The 21,310-nt window shown below is 41.8% G+C and carries 27 protein-coding genes; 24 read left to right on the forward strand and 3 right to left on the reverse strand.

Features of this window, described 5'->3' with window-relative positions; translation table 11 throughout:
* Window positions 1-5: 5 nt before the first annotated feature.
* The 3 genes from C3F34_RS14785 to C3F34_RS14795 are packed head-to-tail and all read left to right on the forward strand — an operon-like array spanning window position 6 to window position 2,513.
* Window positions 6-299 carry a hypothetical protein gene (locus C3F34_RS14785; RefSeq protein ID WP_104441989.1) on the forward strand — a complete coding sequence of 98 codons (294 nt, stop codon included), beginning with the start codon at window positions 6-8 and terminating at the stop codon, window positions 297-299.
* 7 nt (window positions 300-306) lie between these two features.
* The gene (locus C3F34_RS14790; RefSeq protein ID WP_104441990.1) at window positions 307-873 is read left to right on the forward strand and encodes a phage protein Gp27 family protein; all 567 of its coding nucleotides are present in this window, start codon (window positions 307-309) and stop codon (window positions 871-873) included.
* Window positions 873-2,513 carry a hypothetical protein gene (locus tag C3F34_RS14795; protein WP_104441991.1) on the forward strand — a complete coding sequence of 547 codons (1,641 nt, stop codon included), beginning with the start codon at window positions 873-875 and terminating at the stop codon, window positions 2,511-2,513. The genes C3F34_RS14790 and C3F34_RS14795 overlap by 1 nt, the downstream gene beginning before the upstream one ends.
* Here the strand turns inward: C3F34_RS14795 and C3F34_RS14800 are convergent.
* The 3 genes from C3F34_RS14800 to C3F34_RS14810 form a co-directional block, all read right to left on the reverse strand.
* Complete coding sequence (locus C3F34_RS14800; protein WP_104441992.1) at window positions 2,510-3,271, reverse strand: hypothetical protein; 762 nt, start codon at window positions 3,269-3,271, stop codon at window positions 2,510-2,512. The genes C3F34_RS14795 and C3F34_RS14800 overlap by 4 nt on opposite strands.
* 31 nt (window positions 3,272-3,302) lie before the next feature.
* Window positions 3,303-3,977, reverse strand: a complete 675-nt coding sequence (locus tag C3F34_RS14805) for an HNH endonuclease (protein WP_104441993.1) — start codon at window positions 3,975-3,977, stop codon at window positions 3,303-3,305.
* A gap of 87 nt (window positions 3,978-4,064) precedes the next feature.
* Window positions 4,065-4,448 carry a hypothetical protein gene (locus tag C3F34_RS14810; RefSeq protein ID WP_104441994.1) on the reverse strand — a complete coding sequence of 128 codons (384 nt, stop codon included), beginning with the start codon at window positions 4,446-4,448 and terminating at the stop codon, window positions 4,065-4,067.
* A 202-nt stretch (window positions 4,449-4,650) separates the two neighbouring features.
* On the opposite strand from C3F34_RS14810, the gene C3F34_RS14815 reads away from it, so the two are divergent.
* The 21 genes from C3F34_RS14815 (at window position 4,651) to C3F34_RS14910 (ending at window position 21,309) form a co-directional block, all read left to right on the forward strand.
* Complete coding sequence (locus tag C3F34_RS14815; RefSeq protein ID WP_104441995.1) at window positions 4,651-5,418, forward strand: DNA adenine methylase; 768 nt, start codon at window positions 4,651-4,653, stop codon at window positions 5,416-5,418.
* Between the two features lie 218 nt (window positions 5,419-5,636).
* The gene (locus C3F34_RS14820; RefSeq protein ID WP_104442364.1) at window positions 5,637-7,274 is read left to right on the forward strand and encodes a DUF935 domain-containing protein; all 1,638 of its coding nucleotides are present in this window, start codon (window positions 5,637-5,639) and stop codon (window positions 7,272-7,274) included.
* Window positions 7,274-8,584 (forward strand): phage minor head protein, encoded by a 1,311-nt coding sequence (locus tag C3F34_RS14825; protein ID WP_104441996.1) that lies wholly within the window; start codon window positions 7,274-7,276, stop codon window positions 8,582-8,584. The genes C3F34_RS14820 and C3F34_RS14825 overlap by 1 nt, the downstream gene beginning before the upstream one ends.
* 128 nt (window positions 8,585-8,712) lie before the next feature.
* On the forward strand, window positions 8,713-9,192 hold the full coding sequence (locus C3F34_RS14830; protein ID WP_104441997.1) for a phage virion morphogenesis protein: 480 nt from the start codon (window positions 8,713-8,715) through the stop codon (window positions 9,190-9,192).
* Window positions 9,193-9,254: 62 nt separating this feature from the next.
* The gene (locus C3F34_RS14835) at window positions 9,255-10,349 is read left to right on the forward strand and encodes a phage protease (RefSeq protein ID WP_104441998.1); all 1,095 of its coding nucleotides are present in this window, start codon (window positions 9,255-9,257) and stop codon (window positions 10,347-10,349) included.
* A 2-nt stretch (window positions 10,350-10,351) separates the two neighbouring features.
* Entirely contained in the window at window positions 10,352-10,774 is a 423-nt protein-coding gene (locus C3F34_RS14840) for a hypothetical protein (protein WP_104441999.1), read from the forward strand.
* On the forward strand, window positions 10,774-11,700 hold the full coding sequence (locus C3F34_RS14845) for a Mu-like prophage major head subunit gpT family protein (RefSeq protein WP_104442000.1): 927 nt from the start codon (window positions 10,774-10,776) through the stop codon (window positions 11,698-11,700). Before C3F34_RS14840 ends, C3F34_RS14845 begins: the two co-directional genes overlap by 1 nt.
* Before the next feature lie 11 nt (window positions 11,701-11,711).
* Window positions 11,712-12,140 (forward strand): gp436 family protein, encoded by a 429-nt coding sequence (locus C3F34_RS14850; RefSeq protein ID WP_104442001.1) that lies wholly within the window; start codon window positions 11,712-11,714, stop codon window positions 12,138-12,140.
* Entirely contained in the window at window positions 12,140-12,742 is a 603-nt protein-coding gene (locus C3F34_RS14855) for a phage protein Gp37 (RefSeq protein ID WP_104442002.1), read from the forward strand. The genes C3F34_RS14850 and C3F34_RS14855 overlap by 1 nt, the downstream gene beginning before the upstream one ends.
* Window positions 12,743-12,750: 8 nt before the next feature.
* A complete protein-coding gene (locus tag C3F34_RS14860; RefSeq protein WP_104442003.1) occupies window positions 12,751-13,416 on the forward strand; it encodes a hypothetical protein in 666 nt (221 codons plus the stop codon).
* Window positions 13,417-13,428: 12 nt separating this feature from the next.
* Window positions 13,429-13,689, forward strand: coding sequence for a hypothetical protein (locus C3F34_RS14865; protein WP_104442004.1), 261 nt, complete (start codon window positions 13,429-13,431; stop codon window positions 13,687-13,689).
* The gene (locus C3F34_RS14870) at window positions 13,671-14,081 is read left to right on the forward strand and encodes a hypothetical protein (protein ID WP_104442005.1); all 411 of its coding nucleotides are present in this window, start codon (window positions 13,671-13,673) and stop codon (window positions 14,079-14,081) included. The genes C3F34_RS14865 and C3F34_RS14870 overlap by 19 nt, the downstream gene beginning before the upstream one ends.
* Before the next feature lie 17 nt (window positions 14,082-14,098).
* Window positions 14,099-14,899, forward strand: a complete 801-nt coding sequence (locus tag C3F34_RS14875; RefSeq protein WP_104442006.1) for a phage tail sheath C-terminal domain-containing protein — start codon at window positions 14,099-14,101, stop codon at window positions 14,897-14,899.
* A gap of 134 nt (window positions 14,900-15,033) precedes the next feature.
* Window positions 15,034-15,411: a hypothetical protein gene (locus tag C3F34_RS14880; RefSeq protein WP_104442007.1), complete on the forward strand. Its 378-nt coding sequence runs from the start codon at window positions 15,034-15,036 to the stop codon at window positions 15,409-15,411.
* Between the two features lie 17 nt (window positions 15,412-15,428).
* The gene (locus tag C3F34_RS14885; RefSeq protein WP_104442008.1) at window positions 15,429-15,734 is read left to right on the forward strand and encodes a hypothetical protein; all 306 of its coding nucleotides are present in this window, start codon (window positions 15,429-15,431) and stop codon (window positions 15,732-15,734) included.
* A gap of 65 nt (window positions 15,735-15,799) precedes the next feature.
* Entirely contained in the window at window positions 15,800-15,952 is a 153-nt protein-coding gene (locus tag C3F34_RS20320) for a hypothetical protein (protein ID WP_158654366.1), read from the forward strand.
* Between the two features lie 3 nt (window positions 15,953-15,955).
* Entirely contained in the window at window positions 15,956-18,115 is a 2,160-nt protein-coding gene (locus C3F34_RS14890; protein WP_104442009.1) for a hypothetical protein, read from the forward strand.
* A 72-nt stretch (window positions 18,116-18,187) separates the two neighbouring features.
* Window positions 18,188-19,375 (forward strand): DNA circularization protein, encoded by a 1,188-nt coding sequence (locus tag C3F34_RS14895; protein ID WP_104442010.1) that lies wholly within the window; start codon window positions 18,188-18,190, stop codon window positions 19,373-19,375.
* The gene (locus C3F34_RS14900; protein ID WP_104442011.1) at window positions 19,365-20,465 is read left to right on the forward strand and encodes a phage baseplate assembly protein; all 1,101 of its coding nucleotides are present in this window, start codon (window positions 19,365-19,367) and stop codon (window positions 20,463-20,465) included. Before C3F34_RS14895 ends, C3F34_RS14900 begins: the two co-directional genes overlap by 11 nt.
* Complete coding sequence (locus tag C3F34_RS14905; RefSeq protein WP_104442012.1) at window positions 20,462-20,938, forward strand: phage baseplate assembly protein domain-containing protein; 477 nt, start codon at window positions 20,462-20,464, stop codon at window positions 20,936-20,938. Before C3F34_RS14900 ends, C3F34_RS14905 begins: the two co-directional genes overlap by 4 nt.
* A gap of 8 nt (window positions 20,939-20,946) precedes the next feature.
* Entirely contained in the window at window positions 20,947-21,309 is a 363-nt protein-coding gene (locus C3F34_RS14910) for a phage GP46 family protein (RefSeq protein ID WP_104442013.1), read from the forward strand.
* The last annotated feature ends 1 nt before the right edge of the window (window position 21,310 follow it).

Consider the following 21,310-nt stretch of genomic DNA (forward strand, 5'->3'; position numbering starts at 1 on the left):
GAAATATGAGTTTTGAAAATCAGCTTAAAGAAGAAATGCGTTTAGTGTTACTTCGATTGTTGAATGAAATGCCATCTTACAGAGGTAATAGTTCAACTTTGCACAGTGGGCTAGATCGCTGGGGGTTAAGTTTTAGCCGTGATCAAGTTAAAACCGAATTGTATTGGCTCAAGGATCAGGGCTGCTTAACAATTGAAATGGATGATCCGGCTGTTATTGTCGTGAAATTGACTGAACGTGGGCAGGATGTAATTGAAAACCGCTCCCGCATTCATGGCATTAAACGCCCTTCAGCGTAGGTGAGTTATGTCCAAATCCTTTATGCGTAAGCTGACCGATGAACAACGTCAATTCATCTATCGAATGATGGAGGAGGATCGTTTTACTCTGAATGAGATGATGGATGAAATTCGTGCCGAGTTTCCTGCAGATTGTATCCCTAGCCGTTCAGCACTTGGTCGTGAGAAAAAGAACTTTGCTGCGGAAGCTAAAGAGTTTCGTGAAATTGCTGCGGCTTCTGAGGTTTTGGTCAAGGAGTTTGGTGAAGACCCTGATGATAAAGGTGGAATGTTACTTGCTCAAGCTGTTCAGGCGGTTGTGACGAAACGTGCGCTTGATGAATTGACCAATCAGGGAGACGATCCACTAAACCCGCAAATGGATATTGGTGCTGTGGGTGCTTTAGCCCGTGCTGCACGTGCTGCCATTATGACCAAGGAAAAAGCCATGGAAAACCGTGCTGAAGTACGACGACAAGCACGCGAGGAACTGCTCAAGGAGCAAGATGAAAATCTGAAAAAAGCGGCTGCTTCCCAAGGTATGGGCGAAGAGCAAATTCAATTCTGGCGTGAAAAAGTATTAGGTATTAAGTAATGACTGCACCGAAACCTCGGCAAGATACAGTTCGGATTATTGACTGGGATGAACTTCCTGAACGTGCCCGTAATCTGCCTAACAATCTAAATCCATTTGAAGAAGGTGTTTTGATGAAGCACCAAGTCGAATGGCTAAAGATTAAGAGCGATATTAAGGCATGTCCTAAAGGACGTCGAACTGGGATTACTTTTGCAGAAAGTTTCGATGCAGTTTTTACCGCTGCTGCCAGCAAAGAAGCTGGTGGTATGAGCGTTTACTACATTGGGGATACGAAAGAAAAAGGGCTGGAGTTTATTGGCTACTGTGCCAAGTTCTCACGGGTAATTGCTGAAGCACAAGGTCAAGGTATTTCTCAGATTGAGGAGTTCTTATTTGAAGACCAAAATGAAAAAGGTGAAACACGCCAGATTACAGCCTACCGTGTACGTTACTCCAGTGGTTTTCAGATAGTTGCTTTATCTAGCCGTCCAGAGAACATCCGTGGTTTGCAAGGTAAAGTTGTCATTGACGAAGCTGCCTTTCACCCTAACGTACAAGGTGTGATGGAAGCAGCAACAGCTCTTTTGATTTGGGGGGGACGTATCTCCGTCATTAGTTCTCATAACGGTAAGAATAATCCCTTCAACCAATTCGTCAAAGACATAGAAGATGGTGTGTTTGGGGAGGATGCTAAAGTCCATGTGGTCACTTTTGATGATGCTGTTACCAATGGCTTGTATGAGCGTGTCTGCTTTATGCAAGGTAAAGAAGCAACGATTGAAGGCAAAGAGAAATGGTATAAGAAAATCCGTAAAGCATACGGTAGTCGTAAAGCAGCCATGCGTGAAGAATTAGATGCCATTCCCCGCGATGGATCGTCAGTTTGCTTGCCGACACTTTGGGTTGAGCGCGCAATGTCTGAGCCGCGGACAATTTTACGTTTAGCACTCGGTGATGATTTTACCGAGATGACACCAGATGAACGTGATGCTTATATAGATGACTGGATTCAGCGTTATTTAGAACCTGAATTGAAAAAGCTAGATCAGCGTAAACAGCACTGTGCTGGGCAAGACTATGCACGCCACCGTGACTTCAGTTTTATTCTGCCGTTTTATATTGCTCAAGATTTGCGTCGGGTTGCACCATTTGCCATTGAGATGCACAAAGTACCTTCACGTTTACAGCAAAAGGTGCTTTGGTACATGCTGGATCGACTGCCACGTTTTGGTGGTATTGCGATGGATGCAACGGGTAATGGTGAAACCTTGGCTGAAAATACGGCTGAAAAATATGGTGAGCACATGGTGCATCAAATCAAACTTAGCCGTGCTTGGTATGGTCTATGGACACCAAAACTGGTCACTGCTTTTGAAGAAGACATGATTGATTTACCAATGGATGCTGACTTGAAAAATGACTGTTCTGCGATTGAGGAAGTAGACGGTATTTACATGGTATCCAAAGCGCGTGCCAAGGATGTAAAAGACCCTGAGTTATACCGTCATGGTGATGGCGCAGTTGCGATGATATTGGGATGGTTCGCCAGTCTGCATTTATCCAGCCCAATTGAGTTTATTGCACTTCCATCTTCAAGTGAGTTGGAAGTGAATCATGATGATTATGATGGGTGGTTTAGTGAGACTGGGTGTATCTAATCAACTGTTGTAATATCTTTAAACAAAATCAAATTATCTTCATTCTTAATAACTTCATATTTTGATGAATGCTTTGTGTCATTTTCATCATAGTAATCAACGTTTATTATATTTCTATTAAAAGGTTCACTTCGTGTTCGAGCATAGAAGTACAAAGATAATGTTTTATTAACATTTATAGCGGCTGTAGAAAATTCTAAAGAATTATTCATAGTTCCTCCAGAAATAGAGATATACCAAAAATTACTTCGAATTTTTAATGACTTAATGGGTTGATTTTGAATTTTTAATTCTAATATGAATTTATAGTCCCAGTCTCCATTAAGTGTCGGACTATTTGTTTTAGAATAGTCAGAAGGAATAAAGACTAATTGAGGTATAAGACTTTTTTGCTTCTCAAATATGGTTTCTTGATATTGTTTCTCTGCAAGTAGGAACATATCTTGTTGTGCTTTTACAGACTTACCCATCTCTACTACTTGTTGTCGTAAAGATTCATTTGATATGCGAAGCTCTTCAGCTTGCATATTCAATGCTTTGGTATTTTGTTTTAGTTCTTGTCCTTGTTGCAGGTAACCATAAACAAGCCATAGAAATGCTAATGGAGAGAAGATACCAGCCAGAAAATCTCCCTTTTCATTTAACTTAAGAGCTTTGGCATCTTCAACATTGATGACGAGATTGCAGACTAGCCATAAATATAGAATAGTTACTAAGGATATAAAAATAAGTCCTAAGTTATCTTTGATTTTCTGCACAGTAATACTTCTCCTTTATAATGTATTAAATTCATTTACTTTTATCATCAAACCGCTCTTTATATTCTTTATTTGTAATATAGCTATGAAGTTGAGATTTTGCTTCTAAGAGTGATGGAAAAGTCTTTTTACCTGTATGAACTTTTTTACCTAACTTGTAGACATCAACTTTAAAAACTCCTCTTCCAACTTTAATTATTCTAAAAGTAAGACGTTTATTGGCTTGAAACAAAGACTCCTCATTTTCGGAATCAGACCATTTATCTAAATATCTTTGAAATGCTTTTTCTTTTTTTCTAAATTCAGTCGCTTCTTGCGTACCTGTTAAATAGTCACAACAAACTGTTCCTACTACCATTAGCTCAGACCAATCGTTATGAAAAACATGGAACTCAAATCTTAAAGTACTACCGCAAAGCTCACATGTCCCAATAGTTGAACCGAGGTCATTTGAATGGGATAAATTCCAATCATAATCTGGTCTAACATGACCATGTTCTCTAGCGTGGCAACCACTGCACAAAACTTCACAGTCTGAGAGATTATATTCCCAAGGCTTTCTACCATCGATATAAACTTTATGATGAACTTGTAGTACAACATCATCATCACTTCGATGGCATCGTTGACAACAATATCCAAGCTCATCAAAAGCTTTCTCTCTAAATTCTAGCCAAGCAGTGTTTCTATAATCTTTGGTTCCCATTGAAGATTTTCCGTACTTTTAAAGCCATGAATCAAATAGAAATGATTGTTGGTATAACCAAACTGGATGTGTTTAATAATAGCGTAGTTAGAAATACATAATCTTTAACATGCTATCAACGTATGATTTTTCTGCAAAGACAATGAAATGAGGATTCTTGTCACGCAGCTCATATAAATAATTTGGTAAGTCGAAGGTTTCTAGCTGAGAGGAATTTACTAAAGATATTTTTTGTTCGAAGGAAATCTCAAATTCAGCTTTTGATTCTGACCAAAGTGTAAATTTACCGTTTCCCATGCCGTCACTCCAAAGTAGATGAAGATATTTATCTTCAAATGGAGTTCCCATTAGTTGTCTTTCGACTTCTAAAATAATGTCTATTTTCTCAGAATGTGTGAGATTTCTAGCTCTAAAAGTTAATAAAATATATAGGTCTTTTTCATTTAATAAGACATATAAATTAGATTTCATAAGATGACCTAAACAAAATTATTGGAAAGCATTCCGCCTGATCTAGTTGCTTCAATTAAGAATAATAAAACGAGGCGACGAACTTTGTTGGAGCAAGATTCGCCTCCCTTGGTAATAGCACTACCGCAGGCAAAGCCTCGTTACCCTGATCAGAGTAATTGCAGGCTATCAAAAATGAAATGCTTTTGCAGTAGGTGAAATCGTGAAAACCAAACCAATTGTTCCTTGGATGGGTGGTAAACGTCGACTGGTGTCGCAGCTGACTAAAAAAATGCCCCAACATGAATGTTATGTTGAATTATTCGCTGGTGGCGCAGCACTATTCTTTATGCGTGAACAAGCCTCAAAAGTAGAAATTATCAATGACTTGAATGGCGAACTGGTGAATCTATATCGAGTGGTGCAACATCATTTAGAAGAGTTTGTACGACAGTTTAAATGGGCACTGGTGAGCCGACAAATGTTTGAATGGCTCAAGAATGCCAATATTGAGTTAATGACAGATATCCAGCGTGCAGCGCGTTTCTATTACCTTCAGCATATTGCCTTTGGTGCTAAAGTGTCTGGGCAAAACTTCGGTACAGCAACCACGGGACGACCAGTCAACCTACTTCGCATTGAAGAACAGTTGAGTGAAGCGCATTTAAGACTGTCAGGTGTGACTGTCGAACATTTGAGTTGGGATGCTTGTTTGTTAAAGTATGACCGCACTCATAGTTTTATGTATGCCGATCCACCGTATTGGAAGCTGGCAGGTTATGGTGTGGACTTTGGCTTAGATCAGTATCAGAAAATGGCAGAGCTGATGAAGTCATGTAAAAGTAAAGTCATGCTCTCGATTAATGACCATCCTGAGATGCGTGAAGTGTTTGATGGGCTGAATATAGACACAACTGAAATTAAATATTCAGTCGGCAATTCAGATGCAAGTCGCAGTACAAAACAGGAATTAATCATCACCAACTATTGAGCGACCTGATTTATAGATTTATAAATCTTTATAAATGCGTTTTTAGCGTTTTAATTCAGATTCTGCATGAATGACTCATGTTTGAACTTAAAGCGCTATAAGCGCGTTTTATTCGCCTTTTAAAATTCTCAAAAATAAATGGAAGTCCTTCCGCCTGATTCGTCAGGTTTGAATTGTTTATCGTGATGCAAAATCCACTTTCTGTATTTGCATCCCTCATGGCTAAAAAAGACCGTTCTCAAAAGAAACAAGACCGCACTGCCTTGGAAACACCGCAGACAGCGGAAATTGCTTGGTTGACTAACCAGTGGCAAGAACATCCCGTGGTTGGCTTGACTCCAGCCCGTTTACATCGACTCTTAACCGATGCTGAACAAGGCAACCTGCAAGCACAAGCAGATTTGTTCTGCGACATGGAAGAGCGTGACGGACATATCTTCTCGGAAATGACTAAGCGTAAACAAGCTGTGAATGGTCTGCCTTGGGGCGTCAAGCCACCAAAGAATGCTTCTGAGCAAGAAAAGAAAATTGCAGAAGAAGTTTATGAATGGCTGGATGAAATTGAAGACTTTGAAATGTTCTTGTTTGAAGCCATGGATGCTGTAGGTCATGGCTACAGTGCGCAAGAAATTAAATGGCATCGCTTGGGCAATCTTTGGCTACCTGAAAGTTTTGAGCAGCTTCAACCGCGTTTCATCATGACACCACACAACCAACCGAATGAATTACGCATCAATGATGGTTCAATTGAAGGGTTGGAATTTCAGCCATTCGGTTGGTTTATTCATCGGCATAAAGCGAAATCGGGATACATTTCCCGTTCTGGATTATTCCGTGTGTTGTCATGGCCGTTCTTATTTAAGAACTATGGCGTACGCGACATCATGGAGTTTTTAGAAACCTATGGTCTGCCATCAAAGCTAGGTAAATACCCCGCTGGCGCAACCAATGAAGAAAAAATGACCCTGATGCGTGCAGTGATGAGCATTGGTCGTAACGCGGGTGGCATTATTCCGCAAGGCATGTCGATTGATTTTAATGATGCCACCGATGGGGACACTAACAACCACATGAATCTGGTCAAATGGTGTGAGCAAACCCAGTCTAAAATTATTGTGGGTGGAACGTTACTGTCTCAAGCCGATGGCAAAACCAGTACAAATGCGCAAAGTAAAACTCATGAAAACCAGTTTGATGTGATTAATAAGTCGGATGCCAAGCAGTTAGCCCGCTCGATCAATGACAGCTTAGTCAGCGCCATGATGCAGTTGAATTATCCAAACATCACCCCAGACCGCTATCCAAAATTCTGGTTTGATACGTCTGACACTGAAGACTTGGAAAGCTTTAGCAAGTCTTTGGGTGAGTTGGTTGATACAGGCATGAAAATTCCATTGGATTGGGCGCATGAACGTGCAGGTATTCCAATGCCTGCCGATGACAAAGTGCCTATTCTTGCTCGTGTTCAGCCTGTTCAAGTGGCTGCCAATAGTTATCAGTATGCAGGCATACCTGCCTTGCAACTTGCAGCGCTTAACCAGACTGCGGGTGTTGCACTGCATCCTGCTGAAGCTGCCGCTGCGCGTGCGCAAACACTGCTCGATGGTCAAATGGATCAGAGCCTTAACGATAAGCATCTGCAAAGCCAAGCAGAGCAGTTTTTACCTGATTTGATTGCCCAACTCAGCCGTGGTGAAAATATTGAAGCGGCTTTGACCATGCTTGCTGAAATGTCTCCAGAGAAAGATTTAGATGCTTTGCAGAATGATTTGGAACAGATGATTTTTGCCAGCAATGTTTTAGGGCGACTGTCCGTGCATGAAAGTCGCAAAGCCTCAAAGCAAGAGGATGAGTGATGGATCAGCCAACGATGCAGGCTGTGTTTGGTCAGCCCCCGCGTAAAGCCATTGAATATCTTCAGCAAAAAAAGGTCATGCCATCAGAAGACTGGTGGCGTGTACAAGGCAATGCCCACAATCAAGCCTTTGTTGTTGCCCACATGACCCGCTTGGACTTGCTCGAAGATGTCCGTCAGTCCTTACTTGATGCGCAAAAGAATGGTTGGGATTTAAAGCGCTGGTCAGAAGAAATTGAACCCAAAATGAAACAGCGTGGTTGGTGGGGAAAGCAAGAAACCTTTGTTGAAGGCGGTCAGCGTGAGGTTCAGCTAGGCAGTCCATACCGCTTAAAAACCATCTATCAAACCAATATGGCGCAAGCTTATGAAGCTGGGCGTCAGGCGGTGATGTGGGATGATAATCCACTTTTTCCATACGTTCGTTATAGTGCAATTTTAGATAACCACACTCGACCAGCGCACCGTGCATTGCATGGAGTTGTTATGCTGAAGTCAGACCCTGCATGGCGATATATCAGTCCCAAAAATGGTTACAAGTGTCGTTGTACAGCTTATGAAATGATGGACATAGATGTTAAAAATCTAAACCTACAGGTACGTAGTAGTGAGGGTTATCTCAAGCTGTATGACGTGGATGTAAGCAATGGCGGTGTGGCACAAGTTGCTCGGCTTGAATTTCCAGACCTTCCCGTATTTTCTACCGATGCAGGCTGGACAGGTTCGCCAAGTGCTTTAGTCACCCAAAAACTCATGGACAAGGCAATCACCGCAGAGCCACAAATTGCCTCCAAGTTGGTGAGTCAAACGCTGAAGAATAATAAAGTTGTTCAGCAACTGAATGATGAAGTCAAAGCTTGGATTCAAAATGTAGACCCGCTTAAGCCGAAAGGTGAAATGCGTACTGTCGGTGTGATTGACTCCTTTTTTCTTGAGACCTTGAAGAAGAAAAAGAATGTTGAGTTAGCCAGTGCTGCAATCACTGTGCATGACAAAGGTACGATTAGTCATATTTCTAAAGAGCGTAAGCTGCATGATCCTGAATGGTTTGAGAACATCGTCAGTCATTTAAGTGGTCAGCATGACTTGTACTGGGATGTACGCCACGAAGCGGCTTTATTAGTTTTTGATATTCAGGAAGATGGTCTGCTCTATAAGGTTGTGTTGCAGCTAAACCAGAACATTAAAGGCAAAGATGAAGATGGGAATAAACAGAAAATTGTGGGTAATTTGATTCGGACGATTGTGGTTGAGCAAGAAATTAATCTGAAGAACAGTAAGGACTATGAGTTTCTGGTCAGTAAGAAATAAAAAATGCGTTTCTGCCTGTTCGGGATTCGAACCCGCGTATACCGCGAACGGTTGGCTTCCAGTAGCCTACTTTGGCAAAAACGCACTTTATAAAATAATTTTAGTTTATTTAATAGGCAGGTGCAAGCATGAGCTATTTACAGATTGCCGATGAAAATGTGCGTCAAACCTTAATGCAAGCTGCACAGCAGATGGATGATTTAACCCCATTGGCTGCGAGCCTAGAGCGTGTTTTGGTTAGTCAGACTTTGCAAAACTTTCATGCCAATGGTCGCCCTGCATGGGCTGGACTCTCTCCAGTAACGTTAGAAATTTACCGCAGACAAGGCATTGTCCCTCAAGGCATATTGCAGCGCACAGCTGGCGGTCTGCGTGACAGTGTGCAAGGCGATCATGACCAAGACTCTGCAACTGTAGGGGCTGGCTCTGGCAAAAGTAAAGACTATGCTGCCATTCACCAGTTCAGTGGTATGGCAGGTCGTAACCGAAAAGTAGAAATTAAACCTAGACCTTATTTGCCGATGGATAGCCAAGGCTTTTTACAACCTGAAGCTGAAGTTGCAGTTGAATACACCGCAAATTATTTCTTAGCCCAAGCCTTCAAATAATAAAAAATAATCGGAAGCCCTTCCGCCTGATCTTTTTATGCAGCTAGTTTTAATCTGGCTGCATGAAAAAGACCTTATTAGTAGCCGCGTGCTCATTTGCCCTTGAGGCAACCACACCTGAATATCTTGTCCTTATTCCTGAAGGAATATTTAAGGGACTTGATGGACGTCCATTTGATGCCCCGCACTGGAATTTAACGCCAGAACGCGGTGAGCAAATTGTTGCTGTATTGAATCAGCGCAGCATTGATATGGTTGTGGACTATGAGCATGCGACGCTAGATGCACAACAGTCTGGTGATCCTGCACCAGCGGCTGGCTGGCTTAAGTCAGGTGGCTTTCAATATATTAAAGGAGTTGGCTTATGTAGTGCTCACTTTGAATGGACTGATAAAGCAGCAGGTTTTATTGGTTCCAAAGAATATAAATACCTTTCCCCAGTCTTTCTTTATGACAAATCGGGTGATGTTCAGCAACTGCTGCATGTCGCACTCACCAATACCCCTAATTTAGATCAGTTGCCCGAAGCACGTTTAGCTGCTGCGGCTCAGGACTTTTTGTCTCAAAATTCACAACAACAGGATTCAGAAATGAATGAAGAGTTATTAGAACGCTTGCGCTGGATGTTGAATCTGCCGATCTCAGCCACTGCTGAAGACATCATGGCGGAACTCAATAAACTCATTACGCAGATACAAGAAAAGACAGGTACAACTGTCGCAGCCAATGCTCAAAACTTATTTGATGTTATTGACGCTATTGAACAACTTAAAGTTGCAGCTAATAGCCAAAGCGCTGTCGATCCAACCCAATTTGTCCCGATGGCGGTGTATCAAGAAGCCATTGCAAAAGCTGGCAGTGCCGACGCAGCAAATAAAGCTAAAGAAATTGATGACTTAATTACTGCTGCTTGTACCGATGGTCGTTTGACGGGTACAGCCACCATCAACTGGTACAAAGAACAAGCTACAACCAATCCAGATTTTGTGAAAGCACAGCTTGAGGCTTTACCCAAAATTGCAGCGTTGACCCAGCAACAAACCAAGCAAATTGATTTGAGTGGGAATCATCAAAAGCCCGTTGTGGATGATGTTCAAAATGAAGTATTTGGCATCCTTGGGGTAAGTAAAGCAGATGTTGAAAAATATGGAGCTTAATCATGACCAAAACTAATACTTCAATTTCGACAGAATACCGTGATGGGATTTTAATCCCTGTTCCCTTAGCAGCTATGGCAGTTGTCTTGATGGGCACATTTGCAGTGGTTGGCGTAGATGGTTATGCCGTTGCCTCAGAAGATGTCGGGGCTGCTGGTCAAACCTGTATTGGCATTTGGGACAATGATGCTGAAAACCCTAATGCAGCAGGCACAGTAAATGGCATTGCACATCGTGGAAAACTATTTCTTGTTGCTAACTCAATTGTAGACCCTGTGACTCAAGCAGACTTTGGGGCACCAGTTTATATCGAAGATAACCAGACCATTGCTAAAACAGATGGTGCAGGTAGCCGCTCTCTTGCTGGGCGTTTTATGGGATTTGATACGCAGTACACAGGCAGCGTATGGGTGGAGATTGTTTAATGAAATTTACAGCAGAAAATGCAAAACAAGTACTTGCACATTTATTTACAGGGTTTAAAACGACTTTCAATAAGTCTTTTTCAGAAACGGAAGTAACTTGGACTCAAGTTGCTACAAAAGTGACATCTACTGGTCAGTCTGAAAATTATGCATGGTTAGGTAAATTTCCTAAACTGCGTGAATGGATTGGTGAGAAAGTCGTCAAGCGTTTAGAAGGTCACGGTTATACCGTTACAAACCGCGCTTTTGAGTCGACTGTTGCTGTGCATAAGCATGAAATTGCTGACGGTCAGTTAATTGGTTTACCAGTCATCTTCGCTTCGATGGGTGAAGAATCGAAAAGCTTTCCTCAAGATTTAGTCTTTGAAGCACTTACTACAGGGTTTAAAAATAAGTGCTATGACGGCAAGCCTTTCTATGCGGTAGACCACCCTGTGGGCGATAAGGATAAAAATAAATTCTCAAATAAGCTCACTGCAAAACTTTCTTGGGCGAGCTTGGCTGAAGCCGAAGCTGGCTATGGTGCTGCACGTGCAACTATGACTGGTTTAAAAGATGAAAATGGTCGTAGCTTAAAAATTAAGCCCAATTTACTGGTCGTTCCACCTGCACTTGAAACAACAGCCAAAGCATTGATGACAGCTGCCAAGTTTGCCGATGGGACTGAAAATATTTTTAAAGGTACGGCAGAAGTCCTCGTTGAAGCTGGGTTAGAAACAGATTCCGAATGGCATTTACTTTCGACTACAAAAGCCATTAAGCCAATTATTTACCAAGAGCGTCAATCACCCGAACTATTGGCTCAAACAGACCTCAATTCAGATGATGTATTTATGCGTGGTGAACATAAGTTTGGTGTAGAAGCACGTGGTGAAGCAGGTTATGGCTTGCCTCACTTGGCACAAGGCTCAACTGGTACAACCTAATAGGTGACGAAATGTATGCAACGGTAGCGGCAATGCGGGATAAATTTGGTGAACGTGAACTGATCCAGCTCACGGACACTGAAGCCCCGTACAAAGATGTAATCAATATAGATAAGCTGAATAGAGCGATGCAAGAAGCCAACTCGGAAATTGATGCTTATGTAGGGAGCCGCTATGCACTGCCGTTGCACATTATCCCTCCATTTTTGGTTGAGATTGGCTGTAATTTGGCACGCTATTATGCGGTCACTGGTGATTTAAGTGAAAACGATCCAATTAAAAACCGTTATGAAACATCCATTAAAACCCTAACCAAGATTTCTAAGGGAGAGTTGGTCTTAGGTGGCTCTCCAGTTGGAGAATCAAAACCAGTGGAAACCTCATCAAATAACGTCATGTTCGGTGTTGGACGTCGTGATTTTGGAAATGGAGGCTGGTAATGCTGGATTTATCAATCATTGAACAAGCTATCAAAGATGAAATGGCACAGCAAATTCGGGACAGAAAATGGCCTTGGATTCGTGAAATTAAAACCTATGGCGGTGAGTTCGATGCTGGTATTACAGCCATTATTAATGCTTTCCCTGCCATTTGGGTGACATTCGAAGGTAGTAAGACCCCTGAAAAAACCAGCGCCAATAAGACCAAAATGCCTGTGACCTTCGTGGTCTTGGTTGGTAATCGCTCTGTACGTAATGAAGAGTCGCAACGACATGGTGCAGGTGCCGATATTGGCACATTTCAGATGCTACACAATGTACAGCAATTATTGACTAGCAATGATCTATCCAGCCAAGGCGTTGTGGGTTTAGCCCCACTGGAACTGGGGCGAGTTAAAACAATTTTTAATACCTCCGCCCGTAGTCAGTCATTAAGTGTGCTGGCTCAGGAATTTACTACGCAATACACCATTACTGCTTCAGATCGTGTCCGCGAAGAAGCTGCTGAAGAAGCTTGGCTTGAGCGGATCAATATTAATTACCATTTCGACCCTAAAGATTTCGGCATATTCGAGTCTGATTTAGTCGAATTAAAACGATGAGATAGAAAATGAGTTTAAATATTCAAACTGAGGTTAATTTAGATATGACAGTTCGTATTACTGGGCGCGACCAAGTCACTGGTGCAGATCTTCTGAAATTAAATGCACTGTTTAAAGCTGTTGAAGATATGGGCGGTACGATTACTTTGCCAAATCCTATTCCAGCAAATCCCGATTTTATTAACTGTACATACGATGCAAATGTACTGAGCTATATAGGTGGCACAGTTAATCTTGGTGGCGACGACGTTGCAGGTCTGCTTAGTGCAATGAATTTCCCTGTAGGCGCAGTTGCAACTTTTGAGCTAAATAAGACGAGCCACGAGCAAATGTTTTTATCTTTTGGTAGCGAAACAGCACAAGCCCAAAATGACCGAAATGATGCACTGACCATTAGCTATTTTTCCCCAGCTGCACTGACTTTGAATATTTCTAAGCAAGGCTATGATTTGGCATCAGTCCGTCTAGATGAAATAGTCGCCTATAAAATTGTTGCAACTCGACCAACAGAAACAATTGTTCTCTTAAATTTCTATAACCCAGCAGATGAACTTATCGGAACGTATGAAGAGACAAATATAGATGCGAGCCGATTGTGGTTAGGTGTGGCACTTGCATCACAGGAAGCTGTTTTTACAGCAAATATTCAAGTGGCTACTCAAGCTGAAACTTAAGAGAGAACGATTATGAGCATTCAAAATGGGATTAAAACACCTGGTGTGTATACAGATGTCAATATCAATACTCAGCGCACAGGTTTATTAGCAAATACTCAAAAAGTGCTATTCATCACCAATGATGAAGGTGATGGCAGTATGCCTGTCAGTATTTACGATAAAGCCGCTGCGGATGGTGAGTTTGGCGTGAACTCAGAAGCAGGCCGTATGATTACAGCTGCAATTAAAACCAATCGCGTGGTGGACGTACAGTGTTTGGGAAAGTTATAGGCTCAATAAGTGAGCCTGTAGGATGTGAAGGCGCGACTTCAGAAATTATTGTAGGGCGCATTTCAGATGGTGGAATCATTGAAATTTTTGTGAATGGTCAAGGTTTAGGACTCTCTCACCCTTATGGCGATGGTGTAGTTAATATACTTTTAAGTATGGGTATTGAGATGATACCGCTGGATGCAAATGGCAATGTTCTTACCATTGAAAGTCTTGCCATCAATGATTTAGCAGAACGAGCGCATTTTATTAATCATACAAATCAATACAAGCAAATTCAGATTGTTCTTGGTGATGCGAGTCAAGTTGAAAACAATTACACCCCAGAAAATCAATCATTTAACTACGATTTAGCAACCCAAATCACCACCTTCTGTCTAGCGCCTGCCTAATTAAGGATATTCAAAAGATGACTATTCAAGAAACAATTGCTCCACTGGGACATACAATTATTGCATTATCAGCACCTCCACTTGCTGGTCCTGATACTTTGACATGGATTGCACATCTCAATTCAGTCAGTGATCCGATCAACCAAAAACCTGCAATTTTAGTTATCCCATTTTCTGATGTTGAAGATGCTGAAGCTTTTGCAGCTCAAGCTCCTGTTGAAACCTCATATCGAGTGCTATGCGTTTGCTATCACGGTGCGATTGGAGAAGAACCAGAACTTGCAGCAGCTATGGCAGCAGCTTTGGCGGATTCAGCCGATCCAGCTTTACCCTTTAATGGAGTGAACTTGCTAGGCATTACACCAGTGGAAGATCAATACAAATTAACCTTTGAGCGTATTGAGGCGGCAATGCGTAATGGTGTGTGTATGATTCAGACAGGTGCCGATGGTTTCCCTGAAATTGTGCGTGCCATTTCAACTTACCGCAAAAATCCTGATACTGGCATTGAAGATGACATCATGCTGGACATCAATGGTGCATTAACAATTGATTATGTACGTAAAGTTATGCGCACAGCAGCATCAAAGCAACGCCGTCGTAAAAATACGGCTCCAGCCCGTCGTAATTTACGCTCAATCTTTATGACTGAAGCACTGAAACTGGAAAAGGCTGAAATTTTAGAAAATGTTACGGCTACCGCAGATCAGTTGACCGTTACACAAGACAATACAGATAAATCCCGTGCCAATGCTGAGATTCCAAGCCATTGGGTACGTGGTATGCACATCGTTGCGACAACATTGAACGTATATTGACGCTAAATTACTAGGTTTATCGCCCCCGAAAAAGACTGCACGATGTGTGGTCTTTTTTATTTGGAAGTCCTTCCGCCTGATACCGCGGCATAAAATCGGAAAAAATAAGCCAACATTAATATGAGACTGTAGAAATGTCTTTAGAAACAGTTGGCTTTATTATTTTAAGCGTCAATGGTGATGAATATGACTGTGCATCACTCAGTTCCACCAAGACTACAGGTAACCGTCCAGTAGCGACCATGAACCGTACAGGTGAAGCCAAGCACAAAGCGAAAGGAATTCGTACCTATGCACTGACAGTTGCTGTTGTGATTCCTGATGGTAAAGATGAAGTGGATTGGCTTGAAGTTGAAGATGCTCGTTTAAGCATTGAGTCTGAGTCTGGTAATTTCCGCGAAACCTATATTGATTTTAACGTACAAACCATTAGCGATTCTTATGACGTTGCTGGTGAAACACGTCGAAATTTAGAAGGCTTTGCATTGAGCTACATCTCAGAAAACCTATAACTCCTAAGGAATAAAATATGATTCAAGTTGAAGGCACCTTACCTGTAGCACTGAAGGCACTTGATGGTCAGACTGAGATCAAAAGTAAAAACATCGTGATGCGTCAATTGACCGCAATTGAATACATCCAATCTCAGACAGATATTGAGGCAGGTCAATATCTTGCGATTGCTGACCTTGCAGCAATGACCAAACTTGTAGATGAGCACGGTAAAGAACACGCCATTACCTACGCCATGCTGGGTCATTCTTCCAAGTCTAACCTTGATTATTTAAATGACAAGCTGAAAGAGTTAAAGGCAAAGGAAGCAGCCGCAGAGTAAATGAGGGAGCGCGGTTAATCCGCGCTCTTTTGTCTTTAGACATTCCATTTGAGGCTATTCAAAGTATGCCTATTGATATTGCACTTGCAATACTCTCGGATGAGCGGCAGAACAATACTCGTCCTAGAAATTCCCAAAAACGTCAAAATACCAGTGCCGAAACCTCAAGCACCACAAAAACTGCAACCAAGCGTAAGCATTCGACACCAAAGGCATAAGCGATGAGCAAAAATTCTGTAGTCTCCTTAACTCTTCAAGTCAAAGGACAGCAAGCCAGCCAAGAGCTGAAGCGCATCGCTACAGATCAGCTCACAGCCGTCCAAAGAATTAATACCGAGCAGCAAAAACTTGCCCCTATTCAAGCTGGTCAGATTAACAATGCCAAAAAAATTACGGATGAGTTGTACAAACAAGGTCAGGCATTTACAGCTCAGAAGCGTGAAGCCCTTGCTTTAGATACTGCCCGTAAATTAGGAATTCGAACTGAGCAACAGATTCATGCAGAAATTAAGAAAACGCATAATACCTATGCCCAGTTTGGCATTTTACAACGTCAAGGTTTAGTCACAGCCAAAGACATGGAACGTGCCTATGCTGCAATGAAATCACGTGTAACTGCGCTGAATACTGAATTAGGAAAAACGGTATCCACTGAAAAACAAATTCAGCAAATTCAAAAAACTGGTGGTTCGGGTGGGATGAGTACCCTACAACGTGGCGGTGTTATCGCTGGTGGTGTTGTGGGTGCAGCTTATATGTTGCAACAACCGATTCAGCGTACAGTTGATTACGATAAAGATTTACATTATGCAGCTCAAACCTTCGCAGACAGAAAAGAAGACTGGGCACCTGCCAAAAAGTGGATTAATACCATCGTTACAGGTAATGCAATTAATGGAGGCGTGAATCGTGATGACTCATTTTTGGCAATGGATGCTTTAATTGCAGATGGCAGTTATTCAAAGGGCAATAATTTAGATAAAAATAAAGCAGCTTTAGCCAAAGCCCATTACGATGCATCCCGTGCTGCACTTGCATCTGGCGGCGATATGCTTGATTTCGCCAACGTAGGGCTTACAGCACGTAAACGTGGTTTGGATGAGAAATATGTTCAAGCTATGGTCATTCAAGGTGATGCTGAAGGAAGTATGCGCGCCAAGGACTTGGCTAAAGTCATAAACCCTCAATTGGGTTTATTGCCTGCTGATCCAGCGAATAATGCACGTTCTGTTGCTCAATTGGTCGCATTAAACGAAGTGGCGATGGGTACTGCGGGTAATGCTGCTGATGCTGGCGTAAACGTTAAGAATTTAATTGGGAAACTGTCCTCTTCTGATACAACGGCTCGCCTGAAAAAAGATTTTGATATTGATTTATCAAAACGCACTGCTTTAGATAAACCTAAAGGGAAAACTGCACTTGATACTTTCTTGGATATCACTGAAGAAATTATTAACAAAAATCCAGAAATGCAGCGTGTAAAGAATAACTTAGCGAAAGCGGGAAATAGTCAGGAACGACAAGCTATCTGGGAAAGCCAAAAAGGTGTCTTTGAGCAATCAGGATTAGCTGAGATTATGCCTGATATGCAGTCACTACTTGCGCTTGTTGCAGCAACGAATAATAGACCGTTGATGGAGCAAATTACACAGAATGCATTATCCAAAGGTGTTGGAACCCTAGATGAAAAGGCAGATTACAATAAAAAGCAATTAGCAGCAGTCGGTATCAATGCAGCAGATGTAGTAAGAAAAAATGCTGAATATCAAACCCTCCAGTCCACCATTGGAGTATTGGGTGATATGGGCACAAAAATGGCTGAACTTACAGATAAGTATCCCGTTTTAGTTTCTGCGATGGGTGGAACTGAGCTAGCTTTAAAAGCCTTAACGATAGCAGCTGGTGGAGCAGCATTAACACAGTTTGTCGGTGGAAAAGGCTCTTCACCTGATCTGCCGATTGAAACTAAAACCAAAGGTGTGCCGAAGGTAAAAGGTTCTAATGGCTTGAAAGCTGCTGGACTCGCGGGATTGGCATACACAGGATATGAATTGTTTGAGCCTTTAGATAATGCTATCTACAGCACTTTGGATAAATTTATGGGAGGTTCGGGAGAGCGTCCAGACTTTGTTCAGCAAGCGATTGATAAAAGCATAGCGGCACAATCTCAACAAAATGCAGAGTTAATAGCCAAACAAGAGCAAGCGAACAAATTAAGCCAAGACATGCTAGGAAAACTCAATTCACTTATAACAGCTACTCAGCAAAATAAACCACTCCCTTTTAATACAGGTAGTCTATTGGGTGATATAAGCAATCATGCAGCAGCTGAAGAAAAACGCCATGGTGCTTTTGTTCCGTGGAGAATCACCCCAAAATAAATGGAAGTCCTTCCGCCTGATATCAGCTTTATAGTTTTTGAATAATAACCTCACTAAAAGTGAGGTTTTTTTATGGGCTGGGCTACAGGATTACAAGATGCAAGTTTTCGCGGTGTGCAATTTGAATGCACGTCGACCAATGATGCTGTATCTAAAGCTTTGGCGATTAAACAAGCCCCGTACTCCAATGACGCTGAAATTGAAGATGTCGGCAATAACCCTCGCAATATTTCCATTAATGCAGTTTATTCAGGTGAAGATTATAAAACTTGGGTGGATGCACTTGAAGCAGCATTGCTAGAGACTGGATCAGGTGAATTGATTCACCCAGTTTTTGGCATTATGCAAGTTCATGTGGTCGATTACAGTATTGATCACGATGCGAATAACGTTGATTACTGTGGGATTTCTATCAAATTTATTCAAGACAAGGATAAAAAGCGTGAGCTGTTTGTTCCTGTTGTTGTACCTGATGAAATAAATACTGAAGACATTGTAAGTGCCCCTGCATCAGCCTTAGAACAATATTTAAAAAAGTTAGAAGTACTGGATCAAAACCAATTTTTTGATGCAGTAAATAACATGCGCAAAGGTGTCAACGCTTTTCGTGACGGCTTAAATTTAGCAAAAACCACCATTGATAATGTGCTTGCCCCAGCGACGTTCGTCGTTGGGTTAGTAGATGATGTCAGCCAGTTGGTTACTTTTGATGCCAATATTTCTGCATTGTCTAAATGGCGTGACTTAGTCAAACGTGTACAACGCTTTGAAATGCTATTTCAAGATGATCAATCATCACCACAACTTCAACAATTGTGGCGTTCAACACAGGTTGCTTCTACTGTAGCAATTACCCAACAAGCCATTAATTCAACTCGTCTTGAATTGGCTGAAAATAAAGAAACAAGCCTCACACCCATTGATTTAGCGGTAATTCGTCAGAATGTACGTCAGTCAATTCAAGCCGTTATTAATACTGAGCGAGAACTGGTTACTACGGAATTAAAAACTGTCGCAGTTAGCCAAATCCAAATATATAAAGAGACAGCTGATCAGATTCATCAACAGATTCAGGAGTTGATTGAAGTACGCCCCCCAGTGACTACCACTGTGCTTGCAGTACCATGCACCTTGCATTGGCTGGCACATTATTTATATGAAGATATGAGCCGTGCCAATGAAATTCGTAGATTAAATCCTACGTTAGAGAATTCAGCAGTTCTTCGCCCTGGCATGGAGTTGACTGTTTATGCTCGATAACCAAGGTAATGAAATTACGCTACAAATTGCAGGCTATGCAATTAATAGCTGGGATTCCATCTCTATTGATAGTCAGCTAGATACACCTGCTGAGAATTGGAGCTTTAAGCTATTTCAGTCAGAAAGCGCACCTTTACCTAAAGGCATTTGTGGTGGTGCAGACATTCAGGTCTTTTATAACAAAGAACTGATTTTAACCTCGATAGCAGACAAAGTTGCAGAAGCAATTGGGCGTGATGGTTATGGCTTAGAAATCAGTGGTCGTGATTTGGTTGGGCAATTAATTGATTGTTCTGTGCCTATTTCCAGTGGTCGTCAATTAACACTTGAGGAACTCCTAGCACGTTATGTTTTAGCTGGTGATTTAAGTGCAAAAATTCATGATGTACGGATTCAGGATAATTCATGGCTAAAAAATAAAGTCTCGGTTGAACCCAGTGAGTCTCTTTGGGATGCGATCGCAAAAGCGGCAGCGGTTACAGGTCAGCATGTATGGATGGAGCCAGACGGAACTTTGACTATTGGTGATCCATTTGCTCAGCCCTATATGGTTCAAACAGCATTACGTCTTATGAAACCCCTTGATAATAGCAATAACGTCTTGGATTTGACTTATGTCAATGATGTAAGTGGTGTCTTTAGTGAGATCAAAATTTTAGGTCAAGATAATAAAGGCAGTCATGTTTTATCTTCTATCACCAGTAGCACTCAATATGATTTTAATCGCCTAAAAATCATATCTATGGGGGATGTTGAAACCAAAGCAGAAGCAGATTCTACGCTAAATAAAATCAAAAAAGATAATGACCTTCAAGCCTATGCACTGGATGCGACGGTGAGTGGTTGGACAGTTGATAGTAAGGTTTGGACACCAAGCTGGTACACCAATTTAGAAACCAATGCATTAAGCAATGCCACTGCTAAATGGGCGGTTTATGGCCGTACCTTGATGCTTTCACGCAGTGAAGGCAAGACCACGAAACTACGTATGAAGCGTCAAGGTGATTGGGCGCAGCCGTTATTACACAAAGAACCAGCTCCCAAAAAGATATCTAAGAAAAAAACAAAGACCACTGGAGCACAGAAATGATTGGTTCAATGCAGCGCCAAATTGCACGTGGTTTAGGACAAGTCCGTTTAGCCTTTATCGGTGTCGTTGCACGTGGTAGCTCAAAACTCTTACAGCTGACAGGCGTTTCGGATGAAGTACTGGATGAGGTCGAACTCATTCAGCAAGTTGGTTTTAGTTCTTATATTCCCGAAGGAAGTCGCTTGGTCGTTATTCCTCTTCAGGGGAAAACTTCACGCTCAATTGTCGTGGCGACAGATGGTGCACCAATCCTAATAAATGTTTCTGAAGGTGAAACATGCATCTACGACCAGTTCGGTCATTCAGTTTGGCTGAAGAAAGATGGAACACATATTACTGGTGATTTATTTGTGGATGGAAAAGTCCAAGCCACTGGCGATGTCATCGACAAGAAAAGTTCTATGCAAGAAATGCGTGGCACATATAACAGCCATAAGCATGGCAATAGCCCAACACCAGATAAACCAATGTAGGTGAAGACATGGCAACGATTGATTTAGAAAGTAAAGATTACGTACTACTCAGCTTGGATGCTGCATTTGTTAATGATGATGTTCAGTGTGTTTGTCAGCGATTGGGCATTCATCGTGGAAAGTATTGGGCAAATAAGAAGATAGGTAGCCGACTTTATACGTTGAAACGTAGCAAAGACCTCAGCAGAAATGTGCTGTTAGCCAAACAATATGCTGAAGAAGCTCTTTTGGACTTAGTTCCATCACGCTTTGAGTCCATAACGGTAAGTGCAAATCAATCTGAACAGAGCCGTATTGACTTAACAATTGAAGTTTTTCGTATTACAGGCGAAAGCCAGAAGATTCTTTACTTTGTTCCTGTAGGAGGCTAAA

Origin of the sequence: Acinetobacter sp. ACNIH2 (genome assembly GCF_002934965.1) — a bacterium.
Taxonomy (GTDB): domain Bacteria; phylum Pseudomonadota; class Gammaproteobacteria; order Pseudomonadales; family Moraxellaceae; genus Acinetobacter; species Acinetobacter tandoii.

What these genes read in the sequence shown, in the direction of transcription:
- C3F34_RS14875 (WP_104442006.1), top strand. Translation starts at nt 14,099, where the DNA reads ATGACTATTCAAGAAACAATTGCTCCACTGGGACATACAATTATTGCA.
- C3F34_RS14855 (WP_104442002.1), top strand. Translation starts at nt 12,140, where the DNA reads ATGCTGGATTTATCAATCATTGAACAAGCTATCAAAGATGAAATGGCA.
- C3F34_RS14885 (WP_104442008.1), top strand. Translation starts at nt 15,429, where the DNA reads ATGATTCAAGTTGAAGGCACCTTACCTGTAGCACTGAAGGCACTTGAT.
- C3F34_RS14790 (WP_104441990.1), top strand. Translation starts at nt 307, where the DNA reads ATGTCCAAATCCTTTATGCGTAAGCTGACCGATGAACAACGTCAATTC.
- C3F34_RS14890 (WP_104442009.1), top strand. Translation starts at nt 15,956, where the DNA reads ATGAGCAAAAATTCTGTAGTCTCCTTAACTCTTCAAGTCAAAGGACAG.
- C3F34_RS14880 (WP_104442007.1), top strand. Translation starts at nt 15,034, where the DNA reads ATGTCTTTAGAAACAGTTGGCTTTATTATTTTAAGCGTCAATGGTGAT.
- C3F34_RS14895 (WP_104442010.1), top strand. Translation starts at nt 18,188, where the DNA reads ATGGGCTGGGCTACAGGATTACAAGATGCAAGTTTTCGCGGTGTGCAA.
- C3F34_RS14825 (WP_104441996.1), top strand. Translation starts at nt 7,274, where the DNA reads ATGGATCAGCCAACGATGCAGGCTGTGTTTGGTCAGCCCCCGCGTAAA.
- C3F34_RS14860 (WP_104442003.1), top strand. Translation starts at nt 12,751, where the DNA reads ATGAGTTTAAATATTCAAACTGAGGTTAATTTAGATATGACAGTTCGT.
- C3F34_RS14905 (WP_104442012.1), top strand. Translation starts at nt 20,462, where the DNA reads ATGATTGGTTCAATGCAGCGCCAAATTGCACGTGGTTTAGGACAAGTC.
- C3F34_RS14840 (WP_104441999.1), top strand. Translation starts at nt 10,352, where the DNA reads ATGACCAAAACTAATACTTCAATTTCGACAGAATACCGTGATGGGATT.
- C3F34_RS14795 (WP_104441991.1), top strand. Translation starts at nt 873, where the DNA reads ATGACTGCACCGAAACCTCGGCAAGATACAGTTCGGATTATTGACTGG.
- C3F34_RS14810 (WP_104441994.1), bottom strand. Translation starts at nt 4,448, where the DNA reads ATGAAATCTAATTTATATGTCTTATTAAATGAAAAAGACCTATATATT.
- C3F34_RS14865 (WP_104442004.1), top strand. Translation starts at nt 13,429, where the DNA reads ATGAGCATTCAAAATGGGATTAAAACACCTGGTGTGTATACAGATGTC.
- C3F34_RS14830 (WP_104441997.1), top strand. Translation starts at nt 8,713, where the DNA reads ATGAGCTATTTACAGATTGCCGATGAAAATGTGCGTCAAACCTTAATG.
- C3F34_RS14805 (WP_104441993.1), bottom strand. Translation starts at nt 3,977, where the DNA reads ATGGGAACCAAAGATTATAGAAACACTGCTTGGCTAGAATTTAGAGAG.
- C3F34_RS14835 (WP_104441998.1), top strand. Translation starts at nt 9,255, where the DNA reads ATGAAAAAGACCTTATTAGTAGCCGCGTGCTCATTTGCCCTTGAGGCA.
- C3F34_RS14845 (WP_104442000.1), top strand. Translation starts at nt 10,774, where the DNA reads ATGAAATTTACAGCAGAAAATGCAAAACAAGTACTTGCACATTTATTT.
- C3F34_RS20320 (WP_158654366.1), top strand. Translation starts at nt 15,800, where the DNA reads ATGCCTATTGATATTGCACTTGCAATACTCTCGGATGAGCGGCAGAAC.
- C3F34_RS14910 (WP_104442013.1), top strand. Translation starts at nt 20,947, where the DNA reads ATGGCAACGATTGATTTAGAAAGTAAAGATTACGTACTACTCAGCTTG.
- C3F34_RS14900 (WP_104442011.1), top strand. Translation starts at nt 19,365, where the DNA reads ATGCTCGATAACCAAGGTAATGAAATTACGCTACAAATTGCAGGCTAT.
- C3F34_RS14785 (WP_104441989.1), top strand. Translation starts at nt 6, where the DNA reads ATGAGTTTTGAAAATCAGCTTAAAGAAGAAATGCGTTTAGTGTTACTT.
- C3F34_RS14850 (WP_104442001.1), top strand. Translation starts at nt 11,712, where the DNA reads ATGTATGCAACGGTAGCGGCAATGCGGGATAAATTTGGTGAACGTGAA.
- C3F34_RS14820 (WP_104442364.1), top strand. Translation starts at nt 5,637, where the DNA reads ATGGCTAAAAAAGACCGTTCTCAAAAGAAACAAGACCGCACTGCCTTG.